This is a genomic window from Cytobacillus sp. FSL R7-0696 (assembly GCF_038006865.1).
GTDB classification, from domain to species: domain Bacteria; phylum Bacillota; class Bacilli; order Bacillales; family Cytobacillaceae; genus Cytobacillus; species Cytobacillus kochii.
In genome coordinates this window covers 2,737,812-2,762,872 of the sequence record NZ_JBBOWA010000001.1, presented here as the reverse complement: position 1 = coordinate 2,762,872, position 25,061 = coordinate 2,737,812, and the positions used below count along the sequence as shown (strand labels likewise).

31 protein-coding genes and 1 pseudogene are annotated in these 25,061 nt (G+C 36.5%); 18 read left to right on the top strand and 14 right to left on the bottom strand.

What is annotated here, in order from left to right:
- Positions 1-188: 188 nt before the first annotated feature.
- Positions 189-1,019, top strand: a complete 831-nt coding sequence (locus MKX29_RS14385; protein WP_341106217.1) for an SRPBCC domain-containing protein — start codon at positions 189-191, stop codon at positions 1,017-1,019.
- A 196-nt stretch (positions 1,020-1,215) separates the two neighbouring features.
- Here MKX29_RS14385 and MKX29_RS14380 read toward each other — a convergent pair.
- Both MKX29_RS14380 and MKX29_RS14375 read right to left on the bottom strand, forming a co-directional pair.
- Positions 1,216-2,549, bottom strand: a protein-coding gene (locus tag MKX29_RS14380) for an IS3 family transposase (protein WP_341104648.1) whose coding sequence is annotated in 2 segments (ribosomal slippage) — positions 1,216-2,168 and positions 2,168-2,549 — 1,335 coding nt in all. Because the reading frame shifts where the segments join, the coding sequence is not laid out codon by codon here.
- 93 nt (positions 2,550-2,642) lie between these two features.
- Complete coding sequence (locus tag MKX29_RS14375; RefSeq protein ID WP_341106215.1) at positions 2,643-2,834, bottom strand: hypothetical protein; 192 nt, start codon at positions 2,832-2,834, stop codon at positions 2,643-2,645.
- Positions 2,835-2,954: 120 nt separating this feature from the next.
- Here MKX29_RS14375 and MKX29_RS14370 point away from each other — a divergent pair, with 120 nt between their 5' ends.
- The 4 genes from MKX29_RS14370 to MKX29_RS14355 all read left to right on the top strand — a co-directional run bounded on the left by MKX29_RS14370 (position 2,955) and on the right by MKX29_RS14355 (position 5,101).
- Positions 2,955-3,242, top strand: a complete 288-nt coding sequence (locus tag MKX29_RS14370; RefSeq protein ID WP_341106213.1) for a YolD-like family protein — start codon at positions 2,955-2,957, stop codon at positions 3,240-3,242.
- 4 nt (positions 3,243-3,246) lie between these two features.
- Positions 3,247-3,408, top strand: a complete 162-nt coding sequence (locus MKX29_RS14365) for a hypothetical protein (RefSeq protein WP_341106211.1) — start codon at positions 3,247-3,249, stop codon at positions 3,406-3,408.
- A 360-nt stretch (positions 3,409-3,768) separates the two neighbouring features.
- A complete protein-coding gene (locus MKX29_RS14360) occupies positions 3,769-4,059 on the top strand; it encodes an RNA polymerase alpha subunit C-terminal domain-containing protein (RefSeq protein WP_341106210.1) in 291 nt (96 codons plus the stop codon).
- A gap of 265 nt (positions 4,060-4,324) precedes the next feature.
- Positions 4,325-5,101, top strand: coding sequence for a class I SAM-dependent methyltransferase (locus MKX29_RS14355; protein WP_251163363.1), 777 nt, complete (start codon positions 4,325-4,327; stop codon positions 5,099-5,101).
- A gap of 39 nt (positions 5,102-5,140) precedes the next feature.
- Here the strand turns inward: MKX29_RS14355 and MKX29_RS14350 are convergent, their stop codons facing one another.
- Positions 5,141-5,356: a DUF3597 family protein gene (locus MKX29_RS14350; protein ID WP_341106206.1), complete on the bottom strand. Its 216-nt coding sequence runs from the start codon at positions 5,354-5,356 to the stop codon at positions 5,141-5,143.
- A 34-nt stretch (positions 5,357-5,390) separates the two neighbouring features.
- Positions 5,391-5,750, bottom strand: coding sequence for a M15 family metallopeptidase (locus tag MKX29_RS14345; RefSeq protein ID WP_341106205.1), 360 nt, complete (start codon positions 5,748-5,750; stop codon positions 5,391-5,393).
- A 299-nt stretch (positions 5,751-6,049) separates the two neighbouring features.
- Between MKX29_RS14345 and MKX29_RS14340 the strand changes: the two genes are divergently transcribed.
- Complete coding sequence (locus MKX29_RS14340; RefSeq protein WP_224937921.1) at positions 6,050-6,259, top strand: hypothetical protein; 210 nt, start codon at positions 6,050-6,052, stop codon at positions 6,257-6,259.
- 44 nt (positions 6,260-6,303) lie between these two features.
- On the opposite strand, the gene MKX29_RS14335 is transcribed toward MKX29_RS14340, so the two are convergent.
- Complete coding sequence (locus MKX29_RS14335) at positions 6,304-6,447, bottom strand: hypothetical protein (RefSeq protein ID WP_251163361.1); 144 nt, start codon at positions 6,445-6,447, stop codon at positions 6,304-6,306.
- Positions 6,448-6,596: 149 nt separating this feature from the next.
- Between MKX29_RS14335 and MKX29_RS14330 the strand changes: the two genes are divergently transcribed.
- The gene (locus MKX29_RS14330) at positions 6,597-7,130 is read left to right on the top strand and encodes a GNAT family N-acetyltransferase (protein ID WP_341106201.1); all 534 of its coding nucleotides are present in this window, start codon (positions 6,597-6,599) and stop codon (positions 7,128-7,130) included.
- A gap of 247 nt (positions 7,131-7,377) precedes the next feature.
- Here MKX29_RS14330 and MKX29_RS14325 read toward each other — a convergent pair whose 3' ends face one another.
- Positions 7,378-7,503 carry a hypothetical protein gene (locus MKX29_RS14325; RefSeq protein WP_285840956.1) on the bottom strand — a complete coding sequence of 42 codons (126 nt, stop codon included), beginning with the start codon at positions 7,501-7,503 and terminating at the stop codon, positions 7,378-7,380.
- A gap of 598 nt (positions 7,504-8,101) precedes the next feature.
- On the opposite strand from MKX29_RS14325, the gene MKX29_RS14320 reads away from it, so the two are divergent.
- A complete protein-coding gene (locus MKX29_RS14320; RefSeq protein WP_224937924.1) occupies positions 8,102-8,545 on the top strand; it encodes a DUF2383 domain-containing protein in 444 nt (147 codons plus the stop codon).
- A gap of 231 nt (positions 8,546-8,776) precedes the next feature.
- Here MKX29_RS14320 and MKX29_RS14315 read toward each other — a convergent pair whose 3' ends face one another.
- The 4 genes and pseudogenes from MKX29_RS14315 to MKX29_RS14300 form a co-directional block, all read right to left on the bottom strand.
- Complete coding sequence (locus MKX29_RS14315; RefSeq protein WP_224937925.1) at positions 8,777-9,019, bottom strand: YopX family protein; 243 nt, start codon at positions 9,017-9,019, stop codon at positions 8,777-8,779.
- Positions 9,020-9,269: 250 nt separating this feature from the next.
- Complete coding sequence (locus MKX29_RS14310; RefSeq protein WP_224937926.1) at positions 9,270-9,530, bottom strand: hypothetical protein; 261 nt, start codon at positions 9,528-9,530, stop codon at positions 9,270-9,272.
- Positions 9,531-9,565: 35 nt separating this feature from the next.
- Positions 9,566-9,745 carry a hypothetical protein gene (locus tag MKX29_RS14305; protein WP_341106196.1) on the bottom strand — a complete coding sequence of 60 codons (180 nt, stop codon included), beginning with the start codon at positions 9,743-9,745 and terminating at the stop codon, positions 9,566-9,568.
- Positions 9,746-9,750: 5 nt separating this feature from the next.
- A pseudogene (locus MKX29_RS14300) lies at positions 9,751-10,121 on the bottom strand (DUF1064 domain-containing protein); the annotation flags it as partial.
- A 123-nt stretch (positions 10,122-10,244) separates the two neighbouring features.
- Here MKX29_RS14300 and MKX29_RS14295 point away from each other — a divergent pair.
- The 7 genes from MKX29_RS14295 to yidC all read left to right on the top strand — a co-directional run bounded on the left by MKX29_RS14295 (position 10,245) and on the right by yidC (position 16,126).
- Positions 10,245-10,745: an SRPBCC family protein gene (locus MKX29_RS14295; RefSeq protein WP_224937928.1), complete on the top strand. Its 501-nt coding sequence runs from the start codon at positions 10,245-10,247 to the stop codon at positions 10,743-10,745.
- 329 nt (positions 10,746-11,074) lie between these two features.
- Complete coding sequence (locus tag MKX29_RS14290) at positions 11,075-11,599, top strand: GNAT family N-acetyltransferase (RefSeq protein WP_341106193.1); 525 nt, start codon at positions 11,075-11,077, stop codon at positions 11,597-11,599.
- Positions 11,600-12,215: 616 nt separating this feature from the next.
- Positions 12,216-12,440 (top strand): hypothetical protein, encoded by a 225-nt coding sequence (locus MKX29_RS14280; protein ID WP_095372124.1) that lies wholly within the window; start codon positions 12,216-12,218, stop codon positions 12,438-12,440.
- A 258-nt stretch (positions 12,441-12,698) separates the two neighbouring features.
- Positions 12,699-13,844, top strand: coding sequence for a Ger(x)C family spore germination protein (locus MKX29_RS14275; RefSeq protein ID WP_341108277.1), 1,146 nt, complete (start codon positions 12,699-12,701; stop codon positions 13,842-13,844).
- Between the two features lie 496 nt (positions 13,845-14,340).
- Complete coding sequence (locus MKX29_RS14270; protein WP_289434429.1) at positions 14,341-14,796, top strand: YrvL family regulatory protein; 456 nt, start codon at positions 14,341-14,343, stop codon at positions 14,794-14,796.
- 209 nt (positions 14,797-15,005) lie between these two features.
- Positions 15,006-15,338 carry a hypothetical protein gene (locus MKX29_RS14265; RefSeq protein WP_224937931.1) on the top strand — a complete coding sequence of 111 codons (333 nt, stop codon included), beginning with the start codon at positions 15,006-15,008 and terminating at the stop codon, positions 15,336-15,338.
- A 26-nt stretch (positions 15,339-15,364) separates the two neighbouring features.
- Positions 15,365-16,126 (top strand): membrane protein insertase YidC, encoded by a 762-nt coding sequence (gene yidC, locus MKX29_RS14260; RefSeq protein WP_341106189.1) that lies wholly within the window; start codon positions 15,365-15,367, stop codon positions 16,124-16,126.
- Positions 16,127-16,193: 67 nt separating this feature from the next.
- On the opposite strand, the gene MKX29_RS14255 is transcribed toward yidC, so the two are convergent.
- Entirely contained in the window at positions 16,194-16,733 is a 540-nt protein-coding gene (locus MKX29_RS14255) for a PepSY domain-containing protein (protein ID WP_224937933.1), read from the bottom strand.
- A gap of 770 nt (positions 16,734-17,503) precedes the next feature.
- Between MKX29_RS14255 and MKX29_RS14250 the strand changes: the two genes are divergently transcribed.
- A complete protein-coding gene (locus MKX29_RS14250; RefSeq protein WP_425389334.1) occupies positions 17,504-18,106 on the top strand; it encodes a DUF6944 family repetitive protein in 603 nt (200 codons plus the stop codon).
- A 254-nt stretch (positions 18,107-18,360) separates the two neighbouring features.
- Here MKX29_RS14250 and MKX29_RS14245 read toward each other — a convergent pair whose 3' ends face one another.
- A complete protein-coding gene (locus tag MKX29_RS14245; RefSeq protein WP_341106185.1) occupies positions 18,361-18,504 on the bottom strand; it encodes a hypothetical protein in 144 nt (47 codons plus the stop codon).
- A gap of 141 nt (positions 18,505-18,645) precedes the next feature.
- On the opposite strand from MKX29_RS14245, the gene MKX29_RS14240 reads away from it, so the two are divergent.
- Positions 18,646-18,930 carry a transposase gene (locus MKX29_RS14240; RefSeq protein WP_224937935.1) on the top strand — a complete coding sequence of 95 codons (285 nt, stop codon included), beginning with the start codon at positions 18,646-18,648 and terminating at the stop codon, positions 18,928-18,930.
- Between the two features lie 71 nt (positions 18,931-19,001).
- On the top strand, positions 19,002-20,087 hold the full coding sequence (locus MKX29_RS14235) for a glycosyltransferase family 2 protein (RefSeq protein WP_341106184.1): 1,086 nt from the start codon (positions 19,002-19,004) through the stop codon (positions 20,085-20,087).
- Between the two features lie 35 nt (positions 20,088-20,122).
- Here MKX29_RS14235 and MKX29_RS14230 read toward each other — a convergent pair whose 3' ends face one another.
- Together MKX29_RS14230 and MKX29_RS14225 are read right to left on the bottom strand one after the other, a co-directional pair.
- Complete coding sequence (locus MKX29_RS14230; RefSeq protein WP_445662708.1) at positions 20,123-23,737, bottom strand: beta strand repeat-containing protein; 3,615 nt, start codon at positions 23,735-23,737, stop codon at positions 20,123-20,125.
- Between the two features lie 910 nt (positions 23,738-24,647).
- Positions 24,648-25,061 carry a VanZ family protein gene (locus MKX29_RS14225; protein ID WP_224937937.1) on the bottom strand — a complete coding sequence of 138 codons (414 nt, stop codon included), beginning with the start codon at positions 25,059-25,061 and terminating at the stop codon, positions 24,648-24,650.

Below are 25,061 nucleotides of genomic sequence, written 5' to 3'. Positions count from 1 at the left end.
ACTTTCTACCTGCTTAAGTACATTCAAAATTAATTCCTTATTATTCAACAAACGGGGCATTTAACGGAATAAGGTATATCAATAGAAAGTTGGTAATGGATGGTGAAATGAAATATAATTGAGTATATTAAGCTGGTCGTCCACACTCAAGAGGCATATATACTTAAAAAGTCTAGGAGTGATAGATGATGAATCCCAAAATTGATATTGTAACAATTCCTGTTGAGAATTTAGATCTGTCAACAGGATTTTACAGAGAAGTATTCGCTCTTCCAGAAGATAAAATTTCATCGGGTGAAGATCACGTTGCTTTCTTTCTAGAAGGAGAAATGTCTTTAGTTTTGTATGAGCGTTCAGGGTTCGCTCAGATGACTGAACAGCATGAAGATAATCTAAACGCTTCTAGCGTTATTTTCAGTCACACTGCTAAAGATACTAAGGAGGTTAATTCCATTCTTTCACGTGCATTAAGAGCTGGCGGCACGGTTACGAAAGAAGGTACCGCAGATGATTGGGGATATACAGGCCTTTTCAAAGACACAAATGGATATACTTGGGAAATAATATCTTGGCTCGAAACGGATGATACGTACACTATAGAAGTAAACAGAGAATATAAGCATAAACCAGAAATTCTATTTGATGCTTGGACATCCCCTCAAATACTTAAGGACTTATTCGGGCTTACAGAAATTGATATGGATGTTCGTGTTGGGGGAAGCTTTCGTTTGGCTACAAATCAAGATAAGGAGTTACCTGGAATGCATACTGAATCTGGAGAGTATAAGGTTATTGAACCATATAAACGCATTGAAAAAAGCTGGAATTATGAAGGACCAATGTCACCAGACAAAACGCTAAACTCAGAAATTATATTAGAGTTTAATGAGACTCAACCAAATGTTACAAAAGTCGTTTTGCGTGAAATAAGCTCCTTTCTTTCTAATGTTGATAAAAGGAATCAAGCCAGAGATAAATGGACACATGCATTAATTGAGATTGATGCTCTCCTCGAGTAAATAATATCGTGTTATCAATCTTCCATTAAACCAGCTAATAGTAGGTAGCTGCTTATTCAAGATCGAGCGCGATTGTGGAGTAATCGTCCCTTTTCTTATATAACTAACGTGGGCTTTAGTGAAATAACCTCATATAAAATTCAAAAGCCCCCTCTTATTTAAAGTGTACCCTTTGTAAAGGACATTTTGAAAAAGCCTAGGCAACTTGTTGAAGCTGCTGTCTGTATTTTGCAGGCGGCAGCTTTTTCAAATTCCATTGACCTCGATAATGGTTGTAATATACCATATATCTCTTAATCTCTTGTTTTACTTCTTCTAGTGTTTCAGATTCTTTTATATTTGTTTCATCCTTTAAATGCCCAAAGAATGATTCCTGAGGCGCGTTATCCCAACAGTTTCCTCGGCGTGACATCGACTGACCTAAACCTGTTTTCTTCACAAGTTTCTGAAATTGTGGATTGGTATAATGAAAACCTTGATCTGAATGAATAAAAGCGTCATCTTTTAGGTGATGGTTTTTTCGTTTTAGTTTTCGAAGCGTATTTAAGGCAATATCCATACTTAATGAATCTGATACTTCATAAGCCAAAATTTCATTCGTCTCTCCATCTTTAATCGTTGATAAGTAAGCACACTTACCACCCTTATATGGTAAATACGTGATATCAGTTAAGAGTACTTTGCCCGCCACACCCTGCTTAAAGTTGCGTTGTAAATGATTTGGACACGTACGATGTTCTTTTGTTGCTTTGGCCATGCGTCGATAAGGATTTGCTTTACGAATTGGACAAACAATCTCAAATTTATTCATAATACGACGAATTCGTTTTAAGTTGTACGTGATCTGGTATTGGTTTTGAAGCGTCATTTTAATTTGGCGTGCCCCTTTTTTGCGCCCACTGAAATGATACGCCTTTAAAATGATTTCTTTTACTACTTCATCCGTTTCCTCTTTAGCTGTACGCCTTTGTGCGGACTCTTCCAGGAAGTAGTTGTAGTAACCTGAACGAGATACGCCGATTACTTCACATAAATAGCTCACCATACGCTTCAATTTGTATTTTTTTATCGTTTCCTGGATGAGTTTATACTTTAATTCTGGTGCCATTTTTACTTCTTTTTCAACATCTGCCTTTCGTGTAAATCGAGCTTTTTTAATAGTTCATTCTCTGCCTCAAGTAATCGGTTTTTTGCTTCTAATCGTGCAATCTTTTCTTCTAACGTTAATTCACGTTCTAATGGCCTACCCGAATTTGTTTTACGCGTATCTTGTAAGCCTTCCACACCAGCTTTACGATAAGCTGCCCGCCAACGTTTTCCGGCAGTTTTAATACGTCCCATTCCAATTAAATCAACATTTAAACCAGACTCCTCAAATATTTCTCGTGGTAGTTTACCATTCTCATTCTCCACAATGAAATGACGTTTAAATTCGTCTGTGTAAGTAATTGTTTTTTCACTCACTGCTTTCACGTTAGGGTTTTGCTTTAATTGCTCTTGTTCTTTCTTTGTAAGTAATCTTTTCGTCATTTCAATCTACTCCGACATCTTTTTTTCTCATTATAAACAAAAGTACCCTATAAGATGGACTTTTTTCAAAGTGTCTATCTTATAGGGTACAGTTTAATTAAAGAGCGTTTTTTTATTGATAAAATATCTATAGACTCCTTGTATAGAATCTCTTTGCCACAACAATATTAAAACTTCAGTTTTCTCCCTATGTGCCTCAACTACTGCATTCCCCAGCTCTTCTAATTCAAATTCATCCCTTGAAGGTCTTTGCGGTTTTGACTTTTTCGGCATTTTCACTCCCATGAATAAGCTCCTCTCCTTACTTTCCTGACTGGACCAATCGATAGGACATTACTTACCTTAAAAGTGCGCTGCTCTCTTATGATTCGTGATCGTGGAAAAATGAAATGGCAAGGGTTCTTTATGAGCGAACACACCGAATTACTTAAGCAGATACCCGCCGAATATGAAAAAGTGAAAAAGCCAGAGTTAGATGAGCAACAACTTCAAGAAATACAGATAATAACAATGGAATCATTAAACTACACCCTTACAATCAAAATGACCATCTGGATTGATGGATTCACAAAAACTTATGAGGGCATAGTCGATAAAATCGATCATATTAATATGTACATTCATTTGGAAACGAACGATTTAAGAATCTTAAAATTTCACATAGATGAAGTGATATCAGTCGAAAGGGTATAACAACATGACTAGGATTAATGAAACCGATCGTGATGTGCTAGAGCAAGCTATATACTTACCGAAGATTATTATCATCCTTGAAAGAGATTTAACAATCATTGAGAAGTCTCCATTTGAGATTAAACAGCTTTATATTACCTTGATGGAAAATACAATAAGGAAGTAAAAAAACAAGATGAGGAAAGGGAATATGAGAGTAAACCAGATTGGACATGATGAATCCTTTACTATGTATGAGTTCCATTATAAAGGATATGATGAGCAGCATAATTATTTCAATCCAAGAATTAAGAATAAGTGTGAAAATGTTAAATTTTCATTTGACATAAGAGGTACTTTAAAGGGGAATTCTTCAACTAACGGGGGCAAGAGTTAAAGATGAGGATCGCTGGAGCGTTCTTTCTTTTTTTCTTGTTTAGCAAACGGGGCAGAATTGTTTAATAACAGTGCTTTTATTGGATTGTAAACTGAATATAGAAAAATAATATGTTAAAATTGAATCAACATTTATAAGGAGGGGGTTATTTTGAAAGCTGAAAAAAGTTTAAGGGTTTGTGAAAAGGGACATGAGTATTACAAAAGTAGTGATTGTCCAAGTTGCCCTACTTGTGATAAAGAGAATAAACCTGATAGTGGCTTCCTGTCGAAACTAAGTTCACCTGCCAGAAACGCCTTAGTTCACGAAGGAATTGATACTTTGCAAAAACTCTCCAAGTACACCGAAAAAGAAATTCTAAAAATCCATGGTATTGGACCAGCATCCTTACCAACTATGAGGATTTCATTAGAAGAAGAAGGTTTATCATTTAAACAATAATAATGTTCTCCTATTACTTGCAACGTAGTTAGTGAAATAGTGCACTTAAAGTAACGGGTGCAAGAGTTAAAAATGAGGATCGCTAGAGCGTTCTTTTTTTCTTGTTTAACAAACGTGGCATGTTTGTAGTACAGTACGGATTTTTCAAAAGTAGTTTAACTATAATAAAAACTTATAAAAATAGATAAATAATTCTAAATTTTACTGCAATTATTAATAGTGTAGAATTAAAATTGAGAACAGTTCAAAAAAGGGGATGCTAAGTATGGGGATTGATTTTCATAAAGATGAAAATCGTAAGACTTATGCGACTCGAAAAGCAGATAAGTCGTGGATGGATGCTATAAAGGAGCTTGTACCAATACAACAAATTTCTAATGCATTAGATATAGGGTGTGGTGGAGGAATTTATTCTAAGGCATTAACTGATATGGGCGTAAAATCTATTACTGGTGTCGACTTTTCCAATGCAATACTTGAAGGTGCTAAAGAAAACTGTAAAGATTATAGGAACATAACTTTTAAACAAGGAAATGCTTTACATACGGAATTGGAAAGTGGCTGTTATGATTTTTTGCTTGAAAGAGCATTGATCCATCATATAGGCGATTTACAGCATTGTTTTATGGAGGCATATAGATTATTACAAGATAATGGATACTTCATTATTCAAGACCGTACGCCCGAAGACTGTTTATTAAAAGGGAGTGACAGTCATATTAGAGGGTATTTCTTTGATTTATTTCCAAAGTTAATAAGTAAAGAAACTAAACGGAGATATAGTAGCCAATATGTTGAGGAAGCACTTCAGCAAGTAGGGTTCAGAGAGATTCAAGAAGTTAAATTATGGGAAATTCGAAGGGTGTATGATTCCAAAGAACAATTACTTCAAGATTTAAGCAAAAGAACAGGAAGAAGCATTCTACATGATTTAGAAGCTAGAGAATTGAAAGTATTAATTAACTATATAGATGAATTAATTTCAATTGAGCAGAACATAGTTGAAAAAGACAGATGGACGATTTGGAAAGCAGTTAAATAGTTGTATCTCTTATTATTTTAGTGAACAAATACACTTATTTTAAGCACTCAACTTCTTTAGTAACTGTGTGTTTTGCGCGCCTGTACCTCTATAATTTTTAACTTCATATTTAACAGCAAGTTTTTTACGGTTAGTCATGGAAGAATCGACATTAATTGATTTCAGATAGTCAACCACACTAGTTGTTTTCATATCGCCCTTTGGCTTTGGTTTGGTTTGCTGAGCTGGTTTAGCCACACTTTGCAGTTTTTTCAATAATGATGTGTTTTGCTCGGGTGTCCCCTTATAATTATTTATCCCATCCTGTTGAGCGATTTTTTGTACGATTAGAGAATGAAGAATCAATCCCTTTTAATTTAAGGTAATCCACAATACTTGTAGCAATATTAGATGGCTTAGTACCTTCACCTTTAGACGAAGTATCCACATTTGAACCGTTAAACGTATCTGTTCCATAACCTTTATAAATAAATTGAAGGTGTGGCTTATCAATAAAACTTTTCCAATCTCCACCCCACTCAAAACCAAGGCGCTTGGCTTCTTTAATAGCTTTTTTTACATCGGCTGCACCATATCCCTTCCAAAGAGTCACCTTTTGAGTTAACCGGAACAAAATCCAAAGCCTGTCCCACCAATGATAAGAACGCATAGTTTGAGAAGCTCCATTATTTACATGGGTGCCGGGGATTCCTGGCTTTTTTTATTGCTTACTGCGACATTTACGGCAAATCCCCCTATGTTCAAACACCATTGTTTCTTTTACTGGAAGTACGACGAAAAACGCTACAACTCGTCATCTTCATATAATCAACTCCCTCTATCTTTTGTTTCATAAGAGAACTTCCAATTCTCTAATATGTTTTAAAACATACCCCCTATTCTTCACTTGTTTAACAATCCAAATTATGTTAATTTTTAAATAACTAATCATGTAAAGGGTGTGCAGTAATGATTCGTTTAATAATAGTATTTATTGCTACATTAGGTGCAACCTTAACTACATTCAGACATTTTATTAATGGTGGTTGGCTACCTGAATCACTTAGTTCAACGAGTCAAATTTTATTTTTTATTATGATGATTTTGGGATTATTGGCATTAGGCTATGAGTTTCGTAAATACTTTTATGAAAGAGGTAAAGAGACTAAAGATAATTAACTCCTCCTACCTTGTTTAGGCTCCCTGCGTATTTCGGACAGTGCCTAAAATGTTTGGTTCTTAATATCTTCTACCACTCGAAAAGCTTCATGCGGACTCAATCCTTCATCTTCAACCATTCCGAGCAAGCCAGTTATTATAAATCCGTGATTCAGATTCTTTTCATTGAATTTCAAATCTTTTTCCAAGGATACTCCTCCTACCTTTTTTTTTCATCAAATTTATTATTAAAAACAATTTTGTTATAATATATAAACACCTAAATGAAGGGACTGAACTATGTACAGATATCAATATCAAACCCTCAGATAATAAAAACAATACGGAGGTAAAAATATTGATTAAAAAACTCAACACACCGCGATTATTATTTAAAAAAATGGACGTATTAGACTCAGCCGAGCTTTTTCAGATATGGTCTGATCCTGAAGTAACAAAATTTATGAACATCGAAAGTTTTAATAATGAAAATCAAGTCAAAGAAATGATTTTATTATTTGACAAACTTTCAAAAAATGATGAAGCAATTCGTTACACTCTAATTGAATTAAAATCAAACCAAATTATTGGTACATGTGGATTTAATTATATTGATTTTGAGAACGCTAAAGCCGAAATTGGATATGACCTAAATAAAATATATTGGGGACAAGGATTTGCTAAAGAGGCAATCACTTGTTTAATCCAACATGCTTTCAATGTATTAAATCTCAATAGAATAGAAGCTAAAATCGAACCAGAAAATACTAATTCAATACAATTGATTGAAAAGCTAAATTTCACATATGAAGGGACATTAAGACAATCAGAGAAATCTAAGGGTCGATATATTGATCTTAAAATATATTCCAAATTAGCATCAGATTCTTAAGAATAAAGAAGAGCTGCATTCACTGCACTCTTCTTTATTTATTTGAGACTAGAATTAGTTTATTTATCTATCATTTTGTTTCGTTAAATTATCGAAATATATATAAATTATTTACAAACTATTAATTACATCGACCAAAATAAAGAGTAAAATATTCTTATGAATATTCAATTTATTTATTGAAAGGTTTGATCTTGTTGAGATATTATTTTGATTTTTTTTTGGCAATTTTACTAACTGCTTTATCTTATTTCATCGGCAGTACTCTTCTTAGTAATGGATTACCAATATGGCAAGCTCTAATAATTGGCGCTACCGTTGTCTTATTAGGTGCTATTACAGAAGCATTAAAAGGTCCTATGTGGTTAATCATCTTAGTGCCTTTCCCAATTGGGATGCTTTCGCTTTTTCTCTTCTTAAATGAACCTTGGCTAACGTGGCTACTTACTTATTCAATAACATTAGCTATATACTCAGTAATACACGTTATCATGAGCTTATTTTTTAAATTCCATTCTTTAATTCCTGCTTGGAAATTGTCCTAATTGATTAGAGAATCTATAGTGGGTTCTCTTTTTTCATTTGTGAAACATTTTGCTTACTGAGTTTACTTCCAATGTAATTCCTCCTTAATTAACGTTTTTTATTCTTTTGTATAAAAAAATGAACAAAATTTGCTTTTCATTCGTCTAACTATATATTCAAAATAAAGAGGTGGATCAAATGGATGAAAGTCATATTCTCTCTGTAGTTGCAATTGCTTGTGCTCTGTTCGCTATTTACTACGATCGAAATAAGAAGAAAAATTAATTTGCACCTATGTTAGCTGCTTATTCTTTTCTTAGAAATACAATTACTCTTGAGTAATATAATTTGCTAATCAATTTCAACCTAGCTCTTAGTGCTACTCTAAATTTTGCATATAATTTGCCTTTGAAGTTTAAACTGTTCTTATGAAAGGAGTGATATCAATGGAAGATCAACAAATCATAAAAACCTTAAACAAGCTACTTCAAGGACAATATATGGGTATACATTCATATGAAAACTTCATTAAAAAATTGGATGACTCCTCTCCATTACGCAGTATGTTCATTACAATACAAAAGGACTTGAAGTATCATGCAGAGTTATTATCTGAACGAATTCAAGAATTACATGGAACTCCTGAGACTAGTGAAGGAGTAATTGGTAAGATAGAACTTTTTATTAGTGAAAATATTGATCGTCCTCATGATGAAAAAGAAATCTTAAAACATGCTATAAAAGGAGAAAACCTTTATGGAATAAAAATGACCGAGAACTTGGTACGAGATAAACTAGATGATAAAAGTTTAAATCTTGTTCATAGGATCTTAGATAAACAAAGGGAACATGTGGATACTCTAAAAAGTAAACTGCATTCTAACAATTAATTAATAAGAAAATCAATCGGCTTAGCTAGGAAATTTCCTAGCTGCCGGTAGGAAACAAATTAATTCAAGAGTTGATTAAATGTTTGTCCTCGTATAAACTACTTCAAATTTATTGGAGTCATTCTAGAACGGAACCGAACTACTGGCTTTAACCAAATCGCCATGTTCATCAACTGCTATGAACGTAGAACAATAAAATGACCCCCATGATTCATGGAATTTAACAACTCCTTATCCGCCTAACGGCCGCTTTACAATATCCCCCTCATAAATCTCCTTGCCGTTTTTGTCTTTAAACCCTGTGTACTGACGTAAGATCACATCACCGTAATTTCCATCTAAAGAAAAATGACACCAATCTCCTTGCTCACCATCAAAATTTCCTACAACCGAATTGTCATTAAAATTTATTGAAATCGGAGTAAAGTGTTCTCCTGTTGGCTTATAAATTGCATCAAACTTTATCTCACGCACGTTCATTCCTCCGTTTTTACATACTTTGCAATAAAATTGGCAACCTTAAATTTAGAAAGGATGTGTCTTATGTTTCCTGCATACAAAAAGAAACTGGTTTCTCTTATGTGGATGGGTGTTGGGAGTGCTGTCCTTTCCAGTATCTTTAGTGCCATTCTCATTAGTCTTGTGGTTATAATTAATAAGAAAATCAATCGGCTTAGCTAGGAATTTTCCTAGCTGCCGGTAGGGAACAAATTAATTCTTGTGATTAATTAACGAAAACAGTCTCATCTGTAACTTGATCATTGCTCGTAATTTCCACAACGGTTTTTTCTGATGGTCTCAATTTGAATTGATCAATCTCATAATCTTTGATTATAGAAACGCTACTGACATAGCCAGATTTATAGGTTGAAAACTCACCATCCCACTCCCATTTACTATTAAGATTCGGGTATCTATCACTTTTGTCTTTCCCCAAAAAAATACCCTTGCCTCCATATAACCCCACATTGATTACTTCGCTCATTTTTTCTCCTCCATTTAACGAAACACAATACAAAATCAGTAATCTCCCCTCACCTCATAAGCCCCGGCACTGGGGAAAATAACCCCATGCCGTTTGCTATATGGATTTTCATTTCTAATCTGCTGCTTCGATATGCCTTCCTCGTAGATGACAACAACCTGTAGCTTTTCTCGATCAAGTCTAACCGCATTCGTTTCTACGATTCTTCTAGCCATTAACTTACCTCCACGAATCCCCTATCTCGGTCATATTTTAGTAATTTAATAGAATCCATATATGACGCTCGAACAGTTTTCTTTTTATTAAAAATTCTTTGGTGACTGTTCCTTTTATATCAATGATCTCTATTGTTCCATCTAATTTTTCTACTTCAAAATCAGCAACATATTCAATCTTTCTGTAAGTCTTTCCGTTCTTTTTAAAACCCTCTTGAAGAAGGTATCTCTGTTGCATCTTAAACCCTTTAATCTGTTTAGTTTGCAGCAACCATTTTAATTGGCCGTAATACATTGCTTCTGCTTTGCTATCAAACTTATGTCCATCGACAACTTGTTTGTGGTTGCCGTACTTGTTGTATTTTCTTGCTCCCATAATATTATCCAATATTGGTTATACTATTTTTTTGAAAGGCACTTTCGTTATATAAGAACAACGTTTAAAGTAGAAACGTAAGAATAAATAAACAGAATAATAATCGTTGAGAGGATGGTTCAGATGGCAAAAACATCAATAACAACCCTTAATATGAAACGCAAATTTAATGTTCCAGCAGAAAAAGTATTTGACGCGTGGACTAAAGCAGACACGATTAAGAAATGGATGTTCACCATGGAACATACAAATAAAGTGGCAAGGAGTAATCCTCGTGTAGGTGGAACATGGGAAGTTGTGGATCATCGGGATGGGAAAGATTATCGAGCTATTGGAGAATACAAATTGGTTGAACCACCAGCGAAACTTATTTTCACATTCAAAATGCCTCAATTTAGTGATTTAGAAGACGACATTACAGTGGAAATCGAATCGCTTGAATCAGGCTGTGAAATGATTTTCACACAAGAAATTAACGTAATCCATGAAAAAGATTGGACTACTGAAGATATTCAAAAAGCACATGAAGATTGGAAAAAAGAGACCGAACAAGGTTGGCATTATATGTTCTTAGGTTTGAAAGAATTGGTAGAAACAGGAAAGATTACATATCCATCATTTTAATAAAAATAAGGCTAACTTTAACAAGAAACATGTTTGAAGCAAAGTATAAAATAGTCAGATTCCATATCACAATTAGCAAAAAAGAGAAATTTAAAAGTTTCTCTTCTTTGCTTTTTTTATTTATTTCTGTGCAAGTTCAGAAGCAATTTTTTCGACTTCAATATAAGCATTTTCTAATATTGCCTAAGGTTTTACTTAAAGAAACGGAGAATTTAGGTGAAGAGGCTATTCATTTACTATGGTGAAATATGTATTTAAGGTAACATATAAAAGGAGGCTAAATACTATAAGAAATGTTTGTAGAATAAAAGCAAGGGGGAAGAACTAACTTGAAAATCACAACAGAAAGACTACTAATCAGACCTTTTAAGCGTAATGATTTACAGGATGTATTTGCTATTTATAATAATGATGATACTTGTAAGTTCCTATTACATGAGAAGTGGACTGACGAAGATATGAACAAAAGGTTTGATAAAAAGCTAGCAAACTATGTACTCACTAAAGAATCCATGTTAAGTTTAGCAGTTATATACAAGAGTAAAGTAGTTGGTGATTTATCCGTATGGTATACAGGTATGAAAGACACTGTTGAGATTGGTTATAGTTTTTCAAATGAAGTATCTGGTAGAGGTTTGGCGACAGAAGCAGTAAGTAGTTTGGTCAATAAATTATTTGATGAATTTAAAGTGCATCGTATACAAGCTAATCTAGATGCACGAAATATAGCTTCACAAAAATTATGTGAAAGAATTGGTATGAGAAAGGAAGCACATTTCATACAAGATTTTTGGAATAAAAATGAATGGACAGATAGTATTGTGTATGGCATGTTACCTTCCGATTTGAAGTAATTAAATTTTTTATTTGTATTAATGATGACTTATGTTAAAAAGCCCTTCCAAATAGAAAGGCTTTTATAACTAAAGTACAAGTTCATTTAGTGGTATAAGATTTTTGTTTTGTTTTTGGCTGAAGGTTTGATTTACCTATTTTGTATTTATTAACAATTTTGTAAGAGCTTGCCTCAATGATGTAGCAGGACGTTTTAAAAAGAATTTCAAATCGGAATGTGTGGATTCTAATCTGTAATTTGGGGATCTTGTTTCTCAACACGAGCTCCCAAGCCTTGTTTCTTATATCAATTGCTTTTTGAGACTTGTCTTCACGTACACCAACAACTACTTCTTCTATTGATAATTTGGTAAATAAATACGCTACAACTTTAGAACCTAAATTTCCAGTTGCCCCAGTTATTAACCTTCACTATGGTGGTTATTTTTGATCCTAATACCTATATTATTTGTAATCAAGGACTTATGTAAGTAGGTACTTTTCATAAAATAGTTATAAAGGAGGCACCCTTCATTTTGGTGCTTTTTTAAATAAACTTAATAATTCTTTATTAAAGCTCATCCATGCACCCAATCCCTTCAAAATCATAAGATGCTTTGAAGGAGTGATATCACCATGCCATGGCAACATAAAATTAATTATTTAATTGGCCAACCAATTGGTATCTCATTCACCAATGGTCAAGGAACATCAGGGAAACTTTGTGGTACATCTCAAAGAAAATTATTAGTGATTGAATATTTATATCAATCCCAATTCGCATTAAAGCAATATGATTTTCATATGATTCAAGATATAAGTGGGTTTCCATCCTGTCATAACCAACAACCATTATATTGAAGCACAGCCCACATCAGTGGGCTGTTTTTTTAAGAGACATTATACATAATCTATCTGTAATTCATCCTGTATTCGCAGATACATTGATTCATTAAAATATACATCTACTTCGAAGCACTTGATTCTGATATTTTGAAATACGAAAGCATAGCAGGTAAAGAGCATGAGATATGTAAATGACTTTATAATTTATGAATACTTAAGTCCATTTAACATCACTCTAAGTTAAGATAGTATACCTTAAAGGGGAGAGTTAAAATTAAGAGGATCCTCATTACCATGATTATGTTTCTTTTGTTAAGTGGATGTCAAAAGCCTGCAGAAATTCAATATCAAGCATACGCAATTGGTTTTGGTGTTGACTTTATTGATGAAGAATATGTGGTATATGTTCAATTCTTAGATTTTTCAAATGTAGCTAAGACCGAGAGCAGCTCTATTAATCAAGATAAACCTGTATGGTTGGGTGTAGGAAAAGGCAATACAATAAATAAAGCATTAATTAATATTTATAAAACCATGCAAATAAAAATTAATTTTGATCATATCAATAGCTTTATTTTTTCAGAAAATATAATCAAGTATAAACTAAAGGAAACGACTGATTCACTATCTTCGAATTACAACATACGTGTCCATGGGTGGATTTATGGTACAAGTGAAGATTTGGAGAAAATATTGACACTTAAAATGCCTTTTTATTATCCCTATACAAGCAGTATTATTAACCAACCTCTAGACACACAATCACAAGTTTCAGAAGTACCTGCTATTGATGCAACTAAATTTCTTATTGGTTTAGGTGAAGCGACAAAGACTATCTTACTACCACGAATTGAAATAACTGATAATAATGTGAGAAAAAATGAATTGAAATTTTTAGTACCCTATTTAAATGGAGGATATTTTATTAAAGGCGGGAACTACATAGGTTTTTTAAACTCATCTCAGTTAAATGGGTATATCAAAGCTAATAAGCAGGCAGATGTAGAAAGAAGTTTAATTCAGGTCAATATGGAAAATAAAAACGATTCTGTTGAAGTCGAACTTAGAGACCCTAAAACGAAATTAATGTTGGAGGAAGACAACTTTCATTCTAAATTCAAGTTAAACATAAAATCCACAATCATTTTAAGAGAGGGAGCCTCCGAAGTAAATCAAGATGCACTTAAACATAAAGTTGAAGAGAAAATCAGAGAAGAAGCCTTCTTATCTTTAAAATCTGGGCGAGAAAAAGGTATAGATGTATACCTTTTTGAAGATTACCTCTTTAGGCATCATAATAAAATTTGGAAGCAACACAATTTTCAAGACATGTTTAAGAATATTACTGCCGAAGATATAAATGTAGAAATTAAATATTCTCATAGTCCAAACAAAGTATATAAATCAAGAAGCAAGTAAAAGTGAGTAATTGTTTGCTTAAAATGACTCTTACCTTTAGGACTTCAATTAAAAGTAATATAAGGGCATAAAGTAAAATAAAGAGAGGCAAAGGCCATTTAAAAGACAACTTTGTATTGTTTTTCATCGGTTTCCTTTGCCATCTTCTCCTAGCCAAATTTCAACTACCTCTCTATATCAAGCACATAGAGCCCTTTTGTTACACAATGAGCCATTCATTCTTCACTTTCTTGCTTTCATTATATAACCCCTTAAAGTTTTAATTGAGTTTTTCCTATAATAGTGTCCGGTAGCAAAAAGCGATAGCCTCACTGAGGCAAACAATTCATCTAGAACTGATACATCTAATGATGGCCCTCCCTATAGAAATAAAACGGTACATGACCTTCAATGCCTGCTACAAGATTATTAAAAAGAATAACTATATAAGTTGGCAAACACTTTAATACACTGTAAAATTTTACACATTAATAAAGTCTATTGAGAGGATGAGAAGATGAAAGACAAACCATCATCAAAGAAAAGTAACTTCAAAAGTATCATTGGGGCAACTATCGCGATAAGCATCATTGTTCTGTTGGTCTTATCATTCGTTCTTGCTCTTTACTTTTTTAGTACTCTAGGAATCTTTCATTTACTTAACATCAAATTTGACTCCTTCCTATCCATCATTTCATTTATTTTGCTTTATTTTCTCATTGGAATCGTATCTGATATTTTTATAGGAGCACTCATTTTATTGATGAATCATTCGGGGAAATATACCCTGAGGCAACAGCAGGTTACATCTTTAGTGTTTTCTTTTTTGACAAACTGGGCGATTGTGTCTTTTTTGGATTATGTTATGCATTCTATCCAAATCGGATTGGTCGCTACAATTATTTTAGCTTTGATTTTTTCTTTAATAGAGTATGCATGTGAAGGCTTAGAGAAGGATGGAGAAAAAGAATAGACGAACAATCATGAATACTCCCCTAACACCATTTTTTAGAATGGTTGTACCAGAAAAAGATGCTTGTACTATCTACTTAATATTTAAATATAATAGTTACAAAAAGGATGTCCAAAGCGTGTAAGTCTTGCTTCATTTACTTTTCCTTCCGATTCCGTTATGATTATGATGAAAATATGTAAAAGAATTGAAAGGAGGGGAGCAGTCTAATGAGACATTTATTATTCAATCATACCATAATCTTTGGGATGATATTTGCTGGTCTTTTTGAACTTGATTATCAAACCATTCATGACTTAACGTTAGCTGGTATTGTCTTAACAATCCTACTCCCCGCCTTAACGATATATTTCTTACAACGAAATACAGGCATGCTTTTTTATCGACTTCAAGAAGCAGACGCTGATTTAATTAACCACTACGCATCTGTTCTTTCTAATGTGCTTAATTGGGCATGTAAACAAAACCGTTTACTTACAGTCCGTCGCAAAGAAAGTCCAGACGATAGCGATGAAGCTTTTCTTTCTCTAATGACTAATTAAAACAATCATTAGAGGAGGAAATATTTTTGAAGAAAATAATATGGTTAGTAATTACAAGTTCATTGTTTTTAGCAGGCTGTCAAGCAAACGGTGGTACAGACACAGGGTTTTTCCATCATTATTTTGTGCAGCCATTGATCTCTATCATCGACTTTTTTGCAGGCATATTCCACGGAAATTATGGTTGGAGTATTGTGCTAGTGACTTTATTATTAAGGTTGATCTTGCTACCTTTAACCGTTAAACAAGTAAAAAGCTCTCAATCGATGAAGGTCAAAATGGAAGCGTTACAACCTGAAATGAAGGCTATACAAGAGCAAATGAACAAAACAAAAGATGAAGCTAAGAAGCAAAAATTACAACAAGAGCTTATTGGTTTATATGCGAAACATGGGGTCAACCCAATGAATATGGGATGTTTACCCTTGCTGATACAAATGCCGATTTTGATGGCTATTTATTATGCTATTAGAACATCTCCTGAAATCGCTACCCATGGCTTTTTATGGTTTAGCTTAGGACACGCCAATATTCCAATGGCTATTATCGCTGGTGTCATTTATTATTTGCAATTCAGAGTTTCCCTTATGCAATTACCAAAGGATCAACAACAAGGACCAATGAAAATCATGGGATACCTTTCACCGGCAATGATCTTGTTTATTTCCCTATCTGCACCAGCTGCACTGCCTTTATATTGGTCAGTGAGTGGATTATTCCTTATTATCCAGACATATGTCATCCAGAAAAAATATAAGAAATCACCCGTCGTACAACCTAGTCTTTAATAATCGGTTAAAAAAAGTCCAATGATTAAATTAATCATTGGACTTTACTATCTGCTGAGGAAAAAATTTAATCTTTGCCTTTTAACTCACCACTTATCGCATTAATAATATAATCGATATCTTCACTACCATCTCTGACTTCGATTTCATACTGCTCTGTTCCATTCTCTACTTCTAATGTCCAACCACCGATTTCATTACTCGTTTCTGATTGAACAATTTTCATCGCTTCTGAAGGTGAGATAATCTCATTTAATGAAATACCTTGTTCTTCGTCCCCTTTTTCAATGGCCTCTTCACTTTTATCTAAAATATCTCCAGTTTGTGCATCAATCACAAGCTCATACTCTTTTTCATTAGAAGTTCCAGCCACATCATATTTCCATTGATCCATATCACTATCTAATTCGACTTTTGTGATATAATCCACTTCGAATTCTCGCAGAAAAATATCTACGGCATTTTGGAGACTCACTTCAATTTCTTCTTCAGCTAGATTAGGTTTATCCATGTTTGCACTCTTAGAATCGCCCTCACCATCACCATCGCCACATGCAGTCAAACAAAAAATCGTCATTATCGATAATATAAGTAAAAATCTCTTCATCTTTAATCGTTCTCCTTTAACTATTATGTACTTATGTTTTATATTCCCTCTTCTTTCAAATAAAAAACAAGTATTAGGTTGTATTTACTTAAAGTTAACCTTTAAGAGTAGGTGAATCAAGTTATTTGTTAAGTTCACTGCTAACGAAAGGAGATAAGATAATGGGATTTACAACAGATTTACGATTAGATTATTACTGGGGAGATATCTCGTATAATCGCTGCAGTTCTACTATGTTTGCTCAAAAGGTGCAGAAGTAATCGTAACAGATATAGATGATCAAGTAAGAGAAGAAAATGCTTAAAAAAATTAAATGTTGTAAATGAGGGAGAGAAGTTTAAGCAAATGAATCAGACTTAACAGCATTCACTCCTTGTACAAAAGAGTTTCTGAGGATAAAACAAATGATGAATAAAAAAAGTCCATGTTGATTAGATGGGACATTCTTAAAAGTTCAAGCAATAAAGGAGACACAATCGACTGGCTTTACTTCATGTTGCTAAAGAGTAGAATATTCGTATGAATAGAGCCCAGCCTGATTCCATTGCGATGAACTGGCAACAGACAATTTTAAATAGATGAACTAATTGCCAAAAAACCGTTAGTCGATGAGGTTATGCTGATGTACCTTGCTGCTAATGAGCCGACTCTTACTACGGGTTGTGTACTAGTTAATAAATGGTCTTTATTCGGAAGAAGTACCGATAAATATATATCTTTCATTTTTATCTCCTTAAGTACAAACCCACTTCCTTCACCACATACATATAATGAAGCGAGTATGGGAGGGATTAGGCCTGAATAGTCAACTAAAGGAGATTTTTGGCTCTGTATTGTCAACTATCGGTACAATTGAAGCAGCTTTAGGAAGTACGCCTCAACTCCCTATCAATCAACAGCTAAAAATTGATTTGCGTTTGCAAGGGAATATACTTCAAGCTACAGGCGAAGCACTTTCCGCTGATGGTCAAGGAACCTATTCGCTTGAGCTTATTGGTGATGAAGTCCAAGCTGTCGGCAATTCTCTCGTTGTCACAGGCATCCTTTTTGACCCGAATAAAGATTTGAACCAAAGAATAATCATTACTGGTAATTGGCTCCAAGCTTTAGGAAGTTTTGTTGCATTAAGTGATGAGTTTTTTGATTTAACACCCTCGGGTAGATCTTTAAATATAGTTGGTGGCTTCCTTCAAGGAATTGGCAATAGTATGCAAGCAAAAGGAGGGATAGAAACATTAAGAGACAAGAGTAGTGAGAGCGGTGAAGCATTGGGGTTTTATGGTAGTTGGATTCAGGCGATCGGGTCTGTTTTATCACTTATTGGCCAAATGAAAGAAGAGCTTCAAGAAATTGCACTTCATATTAATGAGTAAGTTTATAAGCTTCGTACAAGTAATCATGTTTACCTCTTTTTTTACATATACCTTTAAAGAAAGGATGTGTAAATTTTATGAGTGAATTTGTGCTTTGCAATAAATGTCAAGAGCTTGTTTATTATCATGAAATACAAATTGTAAAAAGAAAGATCATTTGTATGACTTGTTTAACTAAAAGAGTTGTTCACAAATCAAAATAAGCGGTGTCCCATATTTGATTATTACAAATATGGGATTCGCTTATTTTTTTCTTAAACCTTAAAACCACGCCTTATTTTCAGTTTACGAGAATAGCATTGGTCACAAACACCATCATTATCGATATATTCATTCTTGTCTTCTATTACTTTCTCACATTTAGAGCAAATCCACTGATGTTGTTTCACTTGTTTCATTACTCTCAACTCCTTTTCACCTATCATTCGACAAATCTAGGTAAGTTCCTTTTCGTTTTTATATTTTTCGGAAAATAAATGTATCTTTCTTTGAAAAATAACAGAAGCTAATCCTATCACTCTTCTTAGGAGGGTTTTTTAATGGTATTTTTCATTGTATTGATGATTATAATGATTCCCCTTTTAATGGTTTTTGCTAATAAATATTGGGCACCCACACATATTGTGCTCATTTCTTTTGCTACCATTTCCCTCATCGTTTTTGAAAGTATAACAGCTACAACAGTTTATGAAATCATTAGCGAAAACTTAGTATTTATGACAACCGTCCATGTCGTCTTTCTTAACCCTTTATTTTTAATAACAGGGGGATATCTCGGGGTTTTCTTACTTTATTTACTATTTTTAAGACTTGCAATGAAATAACTAATTAGGTTTGAACCCATCTCTTTCACCATTCATATAGTATAAGGATTCTTTATTTGGTGGTGAACGGGATGATAACAATTAGCCTTTGTATGATTGTAAGAAATGAAGAGGAAGTACTTGCTGAATGCTTAAAAAGTGTGTCTGATTTATGTGATGAAATTATAATTGTAGACACGGGCTCAACAGATAAAACAGAGAAAATCGCTAAAGGATTTACTGAACATCTTTTTCACTATAAATGGACAGATGATTTTGCCGCAGCAAGGAATTATGCTTTTGAGCAAGCCACACAAGATTATATTCTCTGGTTAGATGCAGACGATATACTTTTACCAGATGACAGACAAAAAATGAAAGACTTAAAAGGAGCGTTATCTTTTGACGTAGATGCTGTCGCGATGCTCTACCATTTAGCCTTTGATGAGGAAAATAAACCAACCTTTAGTTCTCGTAGACATCGGTTAGTTAAAAGAGACCGACATTTCAAGTGGCATGGGCCTGTCCATGAATATTTGGAAGTCGGGGGCCATATTATTGAGTCAGATATTGCCATTAAGCATAATAAAAGTAGGAAACAAACTCATCATGAACAAAGTGATCGCAATATTAAAATATACGAGAAAAGGTTAGAAAAGGGTGAGGAGTTTTCACCAAGGGATTTGTTTTATTTTGCAAATGAACTAAAAGACCATGCTAGATTCGAAAATGCAATTGCCTATTATGCACAATTTTTACAAAGTAAAAAGGGATGGGTCGAGGATGAAATTAGGGCATGCTTATCTATAGCTGAATGTTATAAACATTTAAATATAGAAGAAAGTGAGCTTGAGGCACTCATTTTAACCATGAAGTTTGATACACCTAGACCCGAAGCCGCTTGTAAAATTGGTGATATTTATAAAGAAAAAAATGACTTCAATAAGGCCATTTTTTGGTATCAATTAGCAACTACGCTCGAGGAACCGACTCATTTTAATTTTAAAGATGAATCTTATACTACCTGGTACCCACATATTCAACTATGTTATTGTTACTGGCAAAATGGTAATGAAAATCAATCCTATTTGCATCACTGTAAAGCAAAAGAGTACCGACCCAATGATCCAAGAGTCAATCATAACGAGCTTTTTTTCAAAGAGAATTACATCAAATAAGCAATGTGAGGATAATAATTCCCACATTGCTCTTTTTATCCAATTTGGTGGATGGACCAAACAATGGGTAAAGCCCCTGATCCCAAATTCAAGCTAATTGTAAGCCCATTTGCATTATAGAATAAACCCACTGTATCGCCCGCATTTAAAGTCATATCACCTGAAAGAGTAACTGTTCCAGCTCCTAATATAGTTCTCAGACTCAATAATAAAATAATATTCACATCTAGAATTGGAAATACACCAGTAATTAAATCTGTTGAAGTAGATATTCTTCTAACACTAAAAGTCGGATTAACTCCTGCACCGATAGCTATAGAAATAGTGGTAGTTGTTTGATAATTAATTGTTGCCTTAATAGAATATCTCCCTGTATTTGGTACTGTAAAAGTACCTGTAGTAGCATTAAAACTTGCACTACTATAGCTTGGCGAAGCAATATTCCAATTAGCAATTTGTTGCGAAGTACTAATCCCACTTAAGTTTGTTCTAGCTGAAAATCCGACAATAGGTACTGAAATGCCCGATGGACCAGTTACACCTGTTATTCCTGTCGCTCCGGTTGGACCTGTTGGACCCGTGATCCCGGTAGATCCTGTTAGCCCCGTAGCTCCGGTTGGACCTGTTAGGCCAGTCAGACCTGTGACTCCCGTTGGGCCGATTGAGCCTGTTGAACCGGTGATTCCCGTCGATCCAGTACTACCGGTGATTCCTGTCGACCCTGTTAGACCTGTTATTCCCGTTAGCCCTGTTAAACCAGTTGTACCGGTTGAGCCCGTGATTCCCGTTGGTCCAGTACTTCCAGTGATGCCGGTCACCCCTGTTGAACCCGTGACTCCCGTTAGACCCGTAGGTCCTGTTACACCCGTTAAGCCGGTTGCACCTGTGATTCCTGTTACTCCCGTTAGACCGGTTGTGCCTGCAGTCCCCGTGAATCCTGTCGCTCCAGTAACACCCGTTACTCCGGTACTTCCCGTTAGACCGGTCACCCCTGTTGAACCCGTGACCCCTGTGGCTCCCGTTAGACCTGTAGCTCCAATCAAGCCGGTTGGGCCTGTTGAACCCGTGACTCCCGTCAAGCCGGATGGGCCTGTGATCCCCGTCACTCCTGTTAGCCCAGTAGTTCCTGTCGCCCCAGTCAAACCGGTTACCCCTGTTAGGCCAGTTGATCCACTCAAGCCTGTTGGACCAGTTGTTCCTGTGATTCCTGTTGGACCTGTTGATCCAGTTAAACCAGTTACTCCTGTCAAGCCGATTGAACCCGTAATTCCTGTTGTTCCTGTTATGCCCGTTGCTCCAGTACTTCCGGTGATACCGGTCACTCCTGTTGAACCTGTTACTCCTGTTAAACCTATTGCTCCTGTGATTCCCGTTAGCCCTGTAGTTCCTGTGGCCCCTGTTTGACCCGTCGTGCCGGATGAACCGGTGATTCCTGTTGATCCAGTGATACCGGTCGCTCCTGTTGAACCAGTTGATCCAGTTAAACCAGTTACTCCTGTCGAGCCGACTGACCCAGTAATTCCTGTGGTTCCTGTTAAGCCCGTTGAGCCAGTTGGACCTGTGATTCCCGTTAGCCCTGTGGTTCCTGTGACACCGGTTGAACCCGTATTTCCGGTCGACCCTGTTAGACCTGTTACTCCTGTTAAACCTATTGCTCCGGTGATTCCGGTCGCTCCTGTCAAACCGGTTATTCCTGTGACTCCTGTTGGTCCAGTTAAACCCGTTAATCCTGTCGAGCCGATTGACCCCGTAATTCCTGTTGTTCCTGTTGAACCCGTGACCCCCGTGGCTCCAGTTAGACCTGCAGCTCCTGCCAAGCCGGTTGTTCCTGTGATTCCTGTTGACCCTGTTAAACCTGTCGCTCCTGTTGGACCCGTGGCTCCAATTAAACCAGTAGCTCCTGTCAAGCCGGTTGTTCCTGTGATTCCTGTTGACCCTGTTAAACCTGCTGATCCTGTTATTCCTGTCGCTCCTGTTGGACCTGGTGCTCCAGTCAAGCCGATTGACCCCGTAATACCTGTTGTTCCTGTTATGCCCGTTACACCAGTACTTCCGGTGATACCGGTCACTCCTGTTGAACCCGTGGCTCCAATTAAACCCGTGATGCCGGTCGATCCTGTTATACCCGTTGCTCCGGTTGGACCGGTGATTCCCGATAGACCGGTTGTTCCTGTGACTCCTGTTGATCCAGTTAAACCAGTTACTCCCGTCAAGCCGACTGACCCAGTATTTCCTGTGGTTCCTGCGACACCGGTTGAACCCGTTGATCCGGTGATTCCGGTCGATCCTGTTAGACCTATTACGCCCGTTGCGCCAGTTGAACCCGTGATTCCGGTCGTCCCTGTTAGGCCTGTGACTCCGGTTAAACCTATTGCTCCGGTAATTCCTGTTACTCCCGTTAGACCTGTAGTTCCTGTAGTTCCCGTCGTTCCAGTACTACCCGTTACTCCGGTATTCCCTGTGATTCCTGTCAAGCCTGTTAAACCGGTGATACCCGTTAGACCGGTAATTCCAGTTGACCCTGTTGAGCCAGTTGGACCCGTTAGACCTATAATGCCAGTCACACCAGTTGAACCTGTACTTCCCGTAATGCCAGTCACTCCTGTTGAACCCGTGTTTCCGGTCGTCCCTGTTAGACCTGTTACTCCGGTTGACCCTGTTAATCCTGTGGTTCCTGTTAAACCGGTGACTCCCGTCAAGCCAGTTGGGCCTGTGATCCCCGTCGCTCCTGTTAGCCCAGTGGTTCCTGTAGTCCCAGTCAAACCGTTTACACCGGTTAGACCAGTTATTCCGGTCAAGCCGGTTGGTCCCGTTATACCTGTTAATCCTGTTGGACCAGTTGGACCAGTTGGACCTGTGATTCCGGCCGCCCCTGTTAGACCTGTTACTCCCGTCAAGCCGGTTGAACCGGTGACTCCTGTGGATCCTGTTAAACCCGTTACTCCTGTCAAACCGATTAACCCCGTAATTCCAGTTGCACCTGTTAAGCCCGTTAAGCCAGTTAGACCCGTTAGACCTGTATTTCCTGTGTTACCAGTTGAACCAGTAGTTCCAATGATTCCAGTCGGTCCAGTACTTCCTGTGATACCTGTCACTCCTGTTGAACCCGTAGACCCCGTCAAGCCAATTGCTCCGGTGATTCCTGTTGCACCCGTTGAACCTGTGGCTCCCGTTAGACCCGTCGAACCGATTGAACCTGTCACTCCGGTTATTCCCGCCAAGTCTGTTGGACCCGTGACCCCTGTTACTCCTGTTGAACCCGTAGTTCCCGTTGTTCCTGTTAAGCCCCTTGAACCGGTGATCCCGGTCGATCCTGTTACTCCCGTCAAACCGATTGAACCTGTTGCTCCTGTTAAACCCATTATTCCTGCTACTCCGGTGTTGCCAGTGGCTCCGGTACTCCCTGTAAGACCGATTTGGCCTGTGATTCCTGTAGCTCCAGTCATTCCCGTTACTCCTGTCACACCATTAGGGCCGGTTGAACCCATTATTCCAGTCTCGCCTATTGGTCCAGTGTTGCCTGTCGCACCAGTACTTCCCGTCACACCTGATACGCCCGTAGCCCCTGTCAAGCCTGCGACTCCTGTTGAACCTGTTTCTCCAGTTATCCCGGTCAAACCGGTGGTCCCTGTTGGACCTGTTAATCCCATTTTTCCATTTAGACCCGTAGCTCCGGTATTTCCTGTGCTCCCAGTGATACCTGTTGTGCCTGTGGGACCAGTTACGCCTGTGACCCCTGCTTCTCCAGTTGTTCCCGTCACCCCTGCACTACCTGTTAAGCCAGTAGATCCAGTCATTCCTGTTACTCCTGTCACACCATTAGGGCCGGTGGTTCCTATGGAACCAGTTATTCCAGTGGCCCCGGTTAACCCTATCGCTCCGGTAGGGCCGGTGATTCCTGTCGCTCCAGTTAAACCATCCGCCCCTGTTATACCTGTAACTCCGGTGGCCCCCGTTAGACCAGTGATTCCCGTACTTCCGGTTAAGCCTATTGCACCTGTCATACCCGTTGGTCCAGTTACTCCTGTTGCACCCGTTACCCCTCTTCTGCACCATCTACACATCCGACAATTACATCTTTGACTACAAGCATGAGGCATATTTATTTCACCAGCTGCTCCTTCACTTACTTCTCTCAAGATTGGAACTAATATGGGATCTTGTAAAATCTCAGCCAAGAGTCTAAGAGACTCATCAGGAATCTCATGAATTTCCTGTAAAAATTCACCTATTCTATCCGGAAACAGCAATTGAAAAAGATATGTGAGCCTCTCTTCTACCTCTTCACCATCGAATAGGCCTTGTTCATACATATTACTTAACAATTGCCTCAATTGATTGATTTCCTCGATGATTCTCACATATCTCAAATTTCCTCTCTCCCTTATAGATACTAATAAACTTTTTATCTATTTATTTTATATACGTTTCATATTCAACTACCTATATGCTATTCCCATCGAAGTATTCTGTTTGTGTATTCGCCTGTAAATAGACAATTGTAACAAAATAAACGGAATAAAAAAGCTTTAATTGAAGAGAAGAAATGGACACTACAATTCACCACTTATACCTTTTCTTAACAATATAATAAATAATGAAAATACCGATAAAGTTCTTAAAAATATCAACAAAAGAGAAAGAACGATAAGGAACATATAATTGATGAATTTCATCAATCAGACTATAAAGTAAGGACAAAATGAAACAAACAATCATTTTCTCTTTTGTAAACTCCCCATTTGGATTGGCCTTAAAGGTAAAGATAAGGAAAATAAATAAAATGCCAAACTCGATAAGATGCAATAATTCAAAAACAGTGCCAAGAATTACTAATATAGGAAAATCTAGTCTATAAGCATATATTTCAATTAATTGGGGGTTAAAATATTCAGATTGAAGCCAAATGAAAACCATATAACCAATCGTCATGAGCATCCAACTAACCTGTTTTCCGTATCTCCAAAGTACCAA